Below are 11,306 nucleotides of genomic sequence, written 5' to 3'. Positions count from 1 at the left end.
AATTTACAATCCATGCAGGCTAATTAATGAAGTCTGAGATTCCTTGTGAATCCGCTTATAGAGCTTGTTCAAAAAGATCCTGATGTTAAAATGGTGCCCTAAGGAACGTCACTTATAGTAATACGTATGCAGAGCCTGCCCGTTGCGCAATCTTTTTTTTCATTGATAAAGATAACAGAATTGTATGCAAATGTCCAAAATTAGTTTGGGTTTGTTCCAAAAGATAGTCAATCGTCGTTGGTTCGAACGAAATAAAATCCAGAATTTCCCTTTCCTCCTCCGTTAAATCAGGCTCATCTTTGTCTTCAGACGGGGAACCTGTATAAGTCTGATGAGTTATACGTCCCTTATATTCTTCAATAATATCTTCAGCACAGGTAACGAGCTTGGCGCCATTCTGAATTAGCAGGTTAGTGCCCGAGCTTTTGGGAGATGAAATCGGGCCGGGGACGGCGAACAAATCTCGCGACTCATTGAGCGCCTGATCGGCCGTAATTAAGGATCCGCTCTTTCCCGCAGCTTCTACTACTAGAGTACCCAAACTAATGCCGGCAATAATCCGATTTCGTAAAGGAAATAATCCGGGATGCGAAACCGTGCCGGGAGAAAACTCCGATATCAACAGCCCTTGCTCCTCTATTTGTCTATAGAGCGTACGATTCTCGGGCGGGTAGATCTTGTCAATCGATGTGCCGAGCACGGCAATCGTCTTGGCTCTGCCCTGCAGTGCTCCGAGATGAGCGGAACTGTCGATTCCTCTGGCTAGACCGCTGACAATGCAAAATCCCGCCTCGGAAAGTCGCAGTGCCAACTCCGAAGCCGCTTTACGGCCGTAAGCGGTAGGCGTCCTCGTCCCGACAATCGCAAACGGATTAGCATCCAGCAGCTTCAAATCCCCTTTAGTGTACAGCACCCAAGGGGGGCGGGAAATATGCCTCAGCCTGTACGGATACGTTTCGTCATAAATCGTCACAATCTGCACTTGGGTCTTATCGTAGAACTCCAGCCTGGATTGAATGCGATCCGGTGTCAAACCGTTCCTAATTATTTGGGCGCGATCTTCACGAACTCCAGTCCGCACCCAGTCCGCCGTGCTCCAATGGAGCAGCTCGTCTAACGACTCCGTCTGTCCAATCAATTTAACAATCGTCTGCCAGCCAATCCCTTCCATTTCGTGCAACGCCAATAAAATGTACCGGTTCTTCATCATTATGCCTCCTAAATGTTTGTATGAAAAAAAAGCAACCTCTCAAATCCCACATTGGGAAATGAAAGGTTGCTTACCTTCATCGGAAATATTATTTATTAGTTATGCATTTCTCAAGCAGTCCCTTTTCTTCAAGGACACTGACGAGTGTGGAGCCCATCTCTGATGGAGTCGGAGCGACTTTGACACCGCATTTCTCCAGAGTGGCGATTTTCTCGGTAGCCGTTCCTTTGCCCCCGGAGATGATCGCGCCAGCGTGACCCATGCGCTTTCCTTCCGGAGCTGTTTTACCGCCAATAAAGCCAACGACCGGCTTGGTCATGTTCTCCTTAATCCACTCCGCCGCTTCTTCCTCTGCGGTTCCGCCAATTTCACCGATCATGATGACAGCGTAAGTGTCAGGATCATCATTAAACCGGCTTAAAATATCGATAAACTCGGAGCCTTTAACCGGGTCCCCGCCAATCCCTACAGCCGTTGATTGCCCGATTCCGCGGGTCGTCAGCTGATGAACCGCTTCGTAAGTGAGGGTTCCGCTTCGGGAAACTACACCTACATGCCCCGGAGTATGGATATAACCGGGCATAATCCCTATTTTGCACTCACCTGGAGTAATAACGCCTGGGCAGTTAGGACCGATGAGAACGGTTTTCTTGCCCTCCATATAGCGCTTAACTTTAACCATGTCAAGCACCGGAATCCCTTCTGTAATACAGATAACGAGGTCCAGTTCCGCATCGACAGCTTCCATAATCGAGTCGGCTGCAAATGCAGGCGGGACATAAATAACGGAAGCGGTGGCACCTGTAGCATTTTTGGCTTCCAATACGGTATTGTAGACCGGAAGCGTGACGGTAGATCCGTTTTCCAGCGTGAAGTCAACCTTCGTTCCGCCTTTGCCGGGAACAGCACCCGCTACCATTTGAGTGCCGTATTCAAGACCGCCCAATGTATGAAACATGCCCGTCTTACCTGTCATGTTTTGAGTAATGACTTTTGTATTTTTGTCAACCAAAATAGACATGGTGATCATTCACATCCTCTAATTAATTTAAAGAAAAAGGAGCTGCATCAGCAACAGATTACTTTACTAAAGCAACAATTTTTTGTGCCCCGTCCGCCATGGAGTCGGCAGCAACGATATTAAGGCCGGATTCATTCAAAATCTTTTTACCCAGGTCGACATTGGTTCCTTCCAAACGGACCACAAGCGGACGGTCAAGACCGATTTGCTTGGCCGCTTCAACGACACCGTCAGCAATAATATCGCACTTCATTATTCCGCCGAAAATATTGACGAATATTCCTTTAACATTAGCATCGGACAGAATGATTTTAAAAGCTTCGGTTACCTTCTCGGTTGTGGCACCGCCCCCTACATCAAGGAAGTTGGCCGGTTCCCCGCCGTAGTATTTAATGATGTCCATAGTGGCCATAGCAAGGCCTGCCCCGTTAACCATACAACCGATATTTCCATCAAGGGCAATATAGCTGAGATCAAATTTGGATGCTTCAATCTCCTTCTCGTCTTCTTCTTCCAGATCGCGCAGCTCCAAAATGTCTTTATGGCGGAACAATGCATTGGAATCAAAGTTCAGCTTCGCATCGAGGGCCATGACATCGCCATCTCCGGTAACAACAAGCGGATTGATTTCAGCGATGGAGCAGTCCTTCTGAACGAATGCAGTGTACAGCGCGGTCATAAATTTGACAGCTTTATTAATTAATTCAGCTGGAATATTGATCGAGTAAGCCAGTTTGCGGGCTTGAAATGGTTGCAAACCGACTGCGGGATCAATGACTTCCTTGAAAATTTTCTCAGGCGTATTGGCAGCCACTTCTTCAATTTCCATGCCGCCTTCTTCCGAAGCCATCATTACGACACGGCCAGTTGCACGGTCGACAACGACACCCACGTAGTATTCTTTCTTAATATCGCAACCCTGCTCGATCAGCAGACGTTTGACTTCTTTTCCTTCCGGTCCTGTCTGATGCGTGACGAGGATTTTGCCAAGGATTTCGTCAGCATATGTACGCACCTCGTCCAAATTTTTGGCTACCTTGACTCCGCCGGCCTTTCCTCTTCCGCCAGCATGGATTTGGGCCTTGACAACCACAACAGGGGTGCCCAGTTGCTTGGCAGCTTCAACCGCTTCATCCACGGAAAAAGCGACTCGTCCTTCCGGAACGGCTACTCCATATTGTCTCAGGACTTCTTTGCCTTGATACTCATGGATATTCATTCTTACTTCCTCCTATCAGGTCATCTTTCAATCACGCTTCGAATCATTGCTTCGATACTAATGGATTTTAGCCAACTAAAATAGATATTATCAAAATGGAAAAAATCTATTCAATCGGCAGGATCACACCGCTCGACAAGCCTTTTCCATTGTACCACTTTTTTTCGTCGGTTTCCTCTACTTTTCTTAATTATATAACATTATTTTCTCTTGCACTTCCTGTTTTTGGAGAATGGTGACGTTTTTTCTTATTGTTCGGGAAATAAAGGAAAGAAGGAATGGCACCTCCATCGGTTCACCTTAGGGGGAGACATGCCGCTTGACTGATTTCCGTAAGAGAGTGACACCTGTATGAAAAAAAACAGCGCTTGCTTTCCCCCGGAGAAAAGCAAGCGCGCGCCGGCCATCAGCACGGAAATACGGCTATCAATAGGTAGATTCAGTCGGGGTCGCCATCCTTGGCTCTCTCTCCGCTTGTTTAACAAATCTCTGCTCATTTCCAGCAAAATTGCAGACTAAGCATTGAATTTCCGGCTCGTCAGGATGGAGCGGCATAGTTTCTGCCGTATCCACAATCTCTCCGGAAATGGCATCTTTCATAAAATACTGTGAATATCTTGTTATGACGCTGAATTTGACCCGGTTCGAGCGACAATTCGGACAAAAATAAGGTTTGTTGTCCATCTTGAAATCACCTCACGGCTAGTATGGACTGTTTTTCTAAAAATATGAAACACAGGAAGGATTTTTCGCCCCTATGGCGAATACTTATATAGCTTAATATTTGGTTATAAGGAAGCACCTTTTTCCAATGATGGGACCTAGAGGGCCATAGAATCCCCTCTGTCTTAAATGTGGAAGGAGCGTGCTTGTTTGTGTTCGGTAAAGTTAGGAGCGCTTGTATTCATGGGATCGAAGGACGAATGATTCAGGTTGAGCTGGACATCAGCAACGGTCTCCCCCAGATTAATCTTGTGGGCTTGCCGGATGCGGCCGTCAAGGAATCGGCCGAGAGAGTCCGGGCTGCAGTCAAAAATTGCGGATACAAATTCCCGATGGAACGGATTACGATTAATTTGGCGCCGGCGGATCTCCGCAAAGAGGGGGCTTCCTTCGATTTGGCCATCGCTGTCGGTCTGCTGCTTACCAGCGGACAACTGGGGGGAGAACTGTGGGAAACAGCCCTGATCATCGGTGAGCTGGCTTTGGACGGTAGCATCCGTCCGGTTCCCGGTGTTCTCTCCATGGTGCATCACGCCAAAACGATAGGGATTCCTCGGGTTGTCGTTCCTTGGGAGAATGCCAGAGAAGCGATGCTGATCGAAGGGATTGATGTCTATGCCGTCTCCCATTTAAACGAAATAGCAACAATAAATGAGTGTTTAATTAATGATATTAATCATTTACAACATTTAATAAAGCTGAAAGCAGCCGATGTCGCCCTCTCCTCTGAGTCTGATTCGGTAAAGCAGGAATGTGAGCTCGATTATGCGGATGTACGCGGTCAGCTTCACGTCAAACGCGCACTTGTTATTGCAGCGGCAGGCATGCACAATATTATGCTAATTGGCCCTCCCGGAACCGGGAAGACGATGCTGATCCGCCGGTTGCCAACCATCATGCCGGACATGGAGGAGCAGGAGGCGCTCGAGGTGACCAAAATCTATAGCGTGGCCGGTCTATTGCAAGGTCGATGTCAATTGATGTCCCATCGTCCTTTTCGCTCCCCTCATCATACGATTTCAGCGGGTGGCATGGCCGGAGGAGGCTCTGTGCCGAAGCCGGGGGAGGTTAGTCTTGCACATCGGGGCATTCTGTTTCTTGATGAATTCCCCGAGTTTTCCCGCAATGCGCTCGAGGTACTTAGACAGCCGCTGGAGGACCGCCAGGTGACGATCAGCCGTGCGAGGGCGGTATTTACGTTCCCAGCGCAATTCATTCTTGCGACTTCGATGAATCCATGCCCCTGCGGATTTTTGGGCACGGAGACGGCCGCCGCCTCCTGTACCTGCAGTCCGTTCAAAATTAACCAGTACTTGTCCCGTATCTCCGGACCCTTACTGGATCGAATCGACTTGCACGTAGAGGTGCCCAGGATCGAATACGGACTGTTCGGGCAAGAAACTCCGGCTCTGTCCTCGGATGAGATGAAACAAGCTGTAGTGGCCGCCCATTCGATTCAACAAGCCAGGTATCAGGGAACCGGCATCCGATTCAATGGTGAATTAGGAGGAAGGCTTCTGCGGCGTTATGCGAGGCTCAGCCCGGAGGCCGACCAAATTCTGCACAATACATTTGATACACTCGGCTTAAGCGTCCGTGCCCACGACCGGATCTTGAAGCTGGCCCGAACGATAGCCGATCTGGAGGGAGCAGCCGATATCGGAGTCGCTCACCTGGCGGAGGCGATTCAGTACCGTACCTTGGATCGGCAGACGATCCGGTAAGAGCAAGGGAAAGTTTCAGGGGCAAGGGATAGTAACCCTAAATAATGCTGGCCGCTATTTTGAGCGGCCCTTTATATTTTTACATACGGCTCTCCATGCATGCCTATGAGGGCTAACCTTATGATCTTATCCGATCATAATTGGAATCGGTGTCAACCTTATCCTTATAAATCCTTTCATGTTTCTTGGATTCTATCAATTAATGTTTTCATTTTCCTAATCAAAGATTTTACCCCTTAAAGCATTGTTTATATCGCAAATCATCATTCTCCATAGCCGATACTATTAAAACAACGATGCGCCATTTTGCAACGCTTCAACAAAATACCCATCGTGTTCCAATGCTGAAACAAATACATCATCTGATATGTTGATTTCTCTTAGAATTATATTAAGAACAATCAGTTTCAAACTTCGATTTATAATAAAAAACTGGTTTGGCTTGAATAGAATATCTGATTCATCTCCATAATGTGTATAATAATCTCTGTTTACTCGGATCATATCTGCATAATCTTTTACTGTCTTCCCTACTAAAATAAGTTCTTGTACGCTTGGATTTAACGATTGCACAATTTCTTTTATTCTTCTTTGGAACCCAAATTCATTTGCATATTTAAGTGTTGCGTCTAATTTGTTATATAGATCATTCGGAATATCACCTTTTACTGCACTTAACATTTTTTTTGTTGTCTTTGTATATTCTTCATCACAAATAAACTTGTTTTCTACATTACTGTCGCGATGGGCACTCTCAATTGCTTTTGTATATACTAAAAAGAGATCTTCAAATACTATATCCCTTGTTAAACTTTGCATATAAAGTAAGATACTTGATTCAATGTTATTGCTATACCACTTATTAAGGATCTCTTCCAAGTTATCTTGGATTGAAGGTAAATCGATTCTGAAGACATTTAAACGTTCAAGTTTTTCTTTTTTATAATTTTTGAATGGAACAGTATAAACATTTAATGTCTTTGTGGAATAATCATCATACTTTATTGACTCAATATAAACATTAGAATCCATGAGCACACTTAGAAAATTTTTAAATTTCCAAATAACATCTTGAAACCACTCAAGTGACTTTGGTTCATCGGGAGTAAAAACAATGAATGGTTGATAGTTTAGATGTTCAAATTCAAAAATATTATTTTTTGAATAAATTGTATATGTTGAGCTAATTTTCATTTTTAAACAATCAATATATATTTCAAATGTTTTAATAATGTTTGAAAATGCCCCAACTCTTTTTTCTTCAGTCACATTTTCAAATGGTTGGTATTGTAGCCACATTTCAAGATTAGAAAAATATACAGTTAAACTTGGTAATTTAATCTCATTTAAATCATTGTAATGAGTTCCAGTTATCATTGTGTTAAATATTAAATTAGAGGTGGTAAAACTTTTCTCGGTATAAAAATTAAAACTTGTAGAGCTATTTATTTCAAATCCATCAATTAAAGTTATAAGTCCTTTTGAAGTTTCACCTAAAACTATTTGATGCCTGTTATAACTTTGTTCAGTGTCGTTGAAAGGTTTTTCATTTTTATACGATTTAAAGAGTTCTAATTGTATACCTGATTTTGAATAACTCAGAATCCCAGGTGTCCTTTCCTCTTCGTTTCCAATAGTCCACCAATATCCTTTTAATTCAAATTCATCATAGATTCCAGGAGGAATTTTAGACATTATTGACACTCCCCTTAAACCATCTAACTGTTTCTCTTATAATTGTTCTTAACTATTTGTTCTTTCTACTGTCGTATACAGAATTTACAAGTTCAACCAAGTCATCAAAATGAACCACCATATCACACAATTTCCTGTCCGAACCACCATTATTAGTCCTAACATTCATCATTATCAACCCGTTATCATCAACATAATTATTAAATAATAAATATCTGCTAGAAACTTCACAGGGAACATATCCTACTCCTCTTTGATTTTTCATTCTCTGGTCATAGCTTATTGGAAATCTGATTACATTTTTATCATCAGACATTTGCAATTCTCCTCGTAGTTTTTTATGTATACGATTCAAGAACATTTTCCATTATATTACTGATATAAAACTAGTATTAGTTGGTGGAGCAGATAGGTTCCACTCCATTGCTCTGTACATGGGGTCAATTGTTATGGTATGATAATTAGTAGCTTATTACATATTTTTTCTTTGGTCGTTGTTGACGGCAACGATCCTTTTTTTATCCAAAACTCTTGATGCGTTTTCTGAAATAATTTCTTCCTTCTGGCGTGATAAGCGTTTGATTACCCGTGTATCCATTTTCATTAGAATACTCCTTGATCTGGAATAGGTTAGGTACATATTGTGACATAGGTTTAATCTTTTTCTTTTTGTCTCTATAAATGTAACCTTGGTCTATTAGCTTATTTATAAATTGCCGCTCCTTAACTTTTAATTCTTTTGCAGTATCACGAAAATTTAATAGTAGATTCGTGTCTACAATGTCATCGAAGTACTCTGCTTTGTCTTCCAGTACTTCATTAACCTGCTGCAATCTTTCAACTTCTTTTTCTACTGCTAGTCTCATTTGTCGTTCTTCTTTTAGCTTGGTGGCAGTAGCAATTAGTAAATCTGGATTACCTAGTAGTTCATCAATGGCATACATTCCATGTCTGCGGATTGATGGCAGGATATCAGCAGTAACCCATTTTTTAAATACTTTCGCTCTCTCTTGGATTTCAGTATTATTCCCCTGCTTAGCAGCCCCAAAAATTAAACTGTACAATCCTGATTCATTGATAAATTTTTTTTTCTGTTTTCTCCCTAGTTTGTCGATGACCTCGTGATCCGCTAGGTCATCTTCATCAACATGATTCTTAACAGCATCATATGGATTTGAAAACCCTAATGCTTCAGCTGCTTCTTTTGCTCCAAACCATTCGACCCCATCAACAATTATTATAGGCAACTCCCCAAACATTTGATGATTAAACACTTGCAGTTGATTCATTTTCATACTTATACAAACTCCTCCATTATATATAGTAGTTTTGCTCATCTCATCTCGGCTCAACTCTGCTAGTTGCTTGCCAGGCCACCACTCCCTTCAATGTGTGGTGGAACTATTAATCTATTTCTTATTATTCTATTTTTTTATACTAGAGTTTGAAAAATATGCTTAATTGATAACACCGTACTTATCAAGGAATTGCTTGAAATCTGCATACATTTCTTTTTGCTCCTTTAAAGCTCTATATGCTGGATGCTCTCCCCACCATTTGCGCTTAGTATTTAGATGAAGCAGTATCATCTGCATAATGGCTATGCTTTTTTTATCACCTGTTTCAAGGATGTCGATAAGGTCTTTCAACATTTCCTTATTTATTCCTCGTATGCCTGTATCCTCCTCTATTAAATTCTCTATTCTCTCAATAAATTTGATATGATCTTTTTGCGCCTGGATTTCTAGAACTGATTGCTCGTTTTGATAAGATTGTTGAGAAATTACCAAAATTCTTCCATCTTCTTCTTTATGTGGAATTTCATATTCATCCACAACGTCAGTTTCTCGTAAATATATTTCTTGTATATCCAGAATTTCCCACCTGGATAATTCCTTAGTAAAATAATCTCTCGGTATGCTGGGGAACATTTTATACAACTCTTCTAACTTATCTTGAGGAATTGGTCGATCCTTTTTGGCCCATCCAGTTACATTTGGTGCAGGCACTCCAAACTTCTTAGCAATGTACGACTTTGTAACGCCGTAAACTTCGAGAATATAATCAATTCCAATGTTGCTCATTCAGTGTTTTCCTCCTTTCTGATACCAAATATATCACACCTGAAATAATTACGCAATATTATTTGGTAATAATTTTTAAGATAATAACAGAAAGCCCACGAATGGGCTAACCTGCTACATAATAAAACTTTTCAGAATCATCTTGCACTTCAAAGAATGCCTTCTTATCATCTATGTATTCCGTGTCCGGTTTACTGCAAGGCCGATGTCAATTGATGTCCCATCGTCCTTTTCGCTCCCCTCATCATACGATTTCAGCGGGTGGCATGGCCGGAGGAGGCTCTGTGCCGAAGCCGGGGGAGGTTAGTCTTGCACATCGGGGTATTCTGTTTCTTGATGAATTCCCCGAGTTTTCCCGCAATGCGCTCGAGGTACTTAGACAGCCGCTGGAGGACCGCCAGGTGACGATCAGCCGTGCGAGGGCGGTATTTACGTTCCCAGCGCAATTCATTCTTGCGACTTCGATGAATCCATGCCCCTGCGGATTTTTGGGCACGGAGACGGCCGCCTCCTCCTGTACCTGCAGTCCGTTCAAAATTAACCAGTACTTGTCCCGTATCTCCGGACCCTTACTGGATCGAATCGACTTGCACGTAGAGGTGCCTAGGATCGAATACGGACTGTTCGGGCAAGAAACTCCGGCTCTGTCCTCGGATGAGATGAAACAAGCTGTAGTGGCCGCCCATTCGATTCAACAAGCCAGGTATCAGGGAACCGGCATCCGATTCAATGGTGAATTAGGAGGAAGGCTTCTGCGGCGTCATGCGAGGCTCAGCCCGGAGGCCGACCAAATTCTGCACAATACATTTGATACACTCGGCTTAAGCGTCCGTGCCCACGACCGGATCTTGAAGCTGGCCCGAACGATAGCCGATCTGGAGGGAGCAGCCGATATCGGAGTCGCTCACCTGGCGGAGGCGATTCAGTACCGTACCTTGGATCGGCAGACGATCCGGTAAGAGCAAGGGAAAGTTTCAGGAACAAGGGATAGTAACCCTAAATAATGCTGGCCGCTATTTTTAGCGGCCCTTTATATTTTTACATACGGCTCTCCATGCATGCCTATGAGGGCTAACCTTATGATCTTATCCGATCATAATTGGAATCGGTGTCAACCTTATCCTTATAAACACCTTATAAATCCTTTCATTGACTTTCATATAAAAATATGTTATCGTTTTATAGTATTTGATTAACCCTCAGTAGTTCCTCAGTTAAATAATTTCCTCCATCCATTTATTCAAATTCCAACAACCCTAAAGAATTTGTTTGTAATGTATCGCTAATTCACACTGGCGCGATCAAGGAGTCGCAAGGATGAAAGAGAGGTAGGGCTTTCATTGTTTTAGTAAGTACAGAAATGGTTTCTCGTTATTTGCAATAGGAACTTAATAGGCTGTCGCCTTTACTATCTTTATCTATAGAATAAATAGCAGGCGGCAGCACGGGTTACATTATTGTTCAATCTACATCCAGAAATTCACTTATCCGCAGCTCTTGAATCAATTCAAGCATTTCTTGAGCGGTATATTCCTCCGGCTCGTCCCCATCGGCATACTCCATGCAAAGTCTGGCCTCGTCCTGAAAACGGTTCAATTGTTCCACAAAGTTACGACACGACACAAAGTCA

Annotated in this window: 11 protein-coding genes; 2 read left to right on the top strand and 9 right to left on the bottom strand. The window is 43.0% G+C overall.

Translation table 11 applies throughout. From position 1 onward, the window contains the following. Positions 1-112: 112 nt before the first annotated feature. The 4 genes from dprA to KJS69_RS11190 all read right to left on the bottom strand — a co-directional run bounded on the left by dprA (position 113) and on the right by KJS69_RS11190 (position 4,134). Positions 113-1,207, bottom strand: a complete 1,095-nt coding sequence (gene dprA, locus KJS69_RS11205; protein ID WP_213584087.1) for a DNA-processing protein DprA — start codon at positions 1,205-1,207, stop codon at positions 113-115. A gap of 91 nt (positions 1,208-1,298) precedes the next feature. Next, a complete protein-coding gene (gene sucD / locus KJS69_RS11200; protein WP_213583847.1) occupies positions 1,299-2,231 on the bottom strand; it encodes a succinate--CoA ligase subunit alpha in 933 nt (310 codons plus the stop codon). A 58-nt stretch (positions 2,232-2,289) separates the two neighbouring features. Further along, the gene (gene sucC / locus KJS69_RS11195; RefSeq protein ID WP_213583846.1) at positions 2,290-3,450 is read right to left on the bottom strand and encodes an ADP-forming succinate--CoA ligase subunit beta; all 1,161 of its coding nucleotides are present in this window, start codon (positions 3,448-3,450) and stop codon (positions 2,290-2,292) included. Positions 3,451-3,876: 426 nt separating this feature from the next. After that, entirely contained in the window at positions 3,877-4,134 is a 258-nt protein-coding gene (locus tag KJS69_RS11190; RefSeq protein WP_213583845.1) for a hypothetical protein, read from the bottom strand. Positions 4,135-4,325: 191 nt separating this feature from the next. On the opposite strand from KJS69_RS11190, the gene KJS69_RS11185 reads away from it, so the two are divergent. Then, entirely contained in the window at positions 4,326-5,897 is a 1,572-nt protein-coding gene (locus tag KJS69_RS11185) for a YifB family Mg chelatase-like AAA ATPase (RefSeq protein ID WP_213583844.1), read from the top strand. Between the two features lie 285 nt (positions 5,898-6,182). On the opposite strand, the gene KJS69_RS11180 is transcribed toward KJS69_RS11185, so the two are convergent. The 4 genes from KJS69_RS11180 to KJS69_RS11165 all read right to left on the bottom strand — a co-directional run bounded on the left by KJS69_RS11180 (position 6,183) and on the right by KJS69_RS11165 (position 9,676). Next, positions 6,183-7,592 carry an ApeA N-terminal domain 1-containing protein gene (locus KJS69_RS11180; RefSeq protein ID WP_213583843.1) on the bottom strand — a complete coding sequence of 470 codons (1,410 nt, stop codon included), beginning with the start codon at positions 7,590-7,592 and terminating at the stop codon, positions 6,183-6,185. 52 nt (positions 7,593-7,644) lie between these two features. Beyond that, positions 7,645-7,908: a hypothetical protein gene (locus tag KJS69_RS11175; RefSeq protein ID WP_213583842.1), complete on the bottom strand. Its 264-nt coding sequence runs from the start codon at positions 7,906-7,908 to the stop codon at positions 7,645-7,647. 202 nt (positions 7,909-8,110) lie between these two features. Further along, the gene (locus tag KJS69_RS11170) at positions 8,111-8,887 is read right to left on the bottom strand and encodes a phage antirepressor KilAC domain-containing protein (RefSeq protein WP_249730466.1); all 777 of its coding nucleotides are present in this window, start codon (positions 8,885-8,887) and stop codon (positions 8,111-8,113) included. A 162-nt stretch (positions 8,888-9,049) separates the two neighbouring features. Further along, the gene (locus KJS69_RS11165; RefSeq protein WP_213583841.1) at positions 9,050-9,676 is read right to left on the bottom strand and encodes a hypothetical protein; all 627 of its coding nucleotides are present in this window, start codon (positions 9,674-9,676) and stop codon (positions 9,050-9,052) included. A 173-nt stretch (positions 9,677-9,849) separates the two neighbouring features. Here KJS69_RS11165 and KJS69_RS11160 point away from each other — a divergent pair, with 173 nt between their 5' ends. Next, entirely contained in the window at positions 9,850-10,635 is a 786-nt protein-coding gene (locus KJS69_RS11160; RefSeq protein WP_213583840.1) for an ATP-binding protein, read from the top strand. 502 nt (positions 10,636-11,137) lie between these two features. Here the strand turns inward: KJS69_RS11160 and KJS69_RS11155 are convergent. Next, positions 11,138-11,299 carry a hypothetical protein gene (locus KJS69_RS11155; RefSeq protein ID WP_213583839.1) on the bottom strand — a complete coding sequence of 54 codons (162 nt, stop codon included), beginning with the start codon at positions 11,297-11,299 and terminating at the stop codon, positions 11,138-11,140. Positions 11,300-11,306: the final 7 nt, after the last annotated feature.

Source organism: Paenibacillus sp. J2TS4, from assembly GCF_018403245.1.
Lineage (GTDB): Bacteria > Bacillota > Bacilli > Paenibacillales > NBRC-103111 > Paenibacillus_L.
Note: the sequence above shows the minus strand (reverse complement) of the source record. Positions and strands in the feature narration are given on the sequence as shown.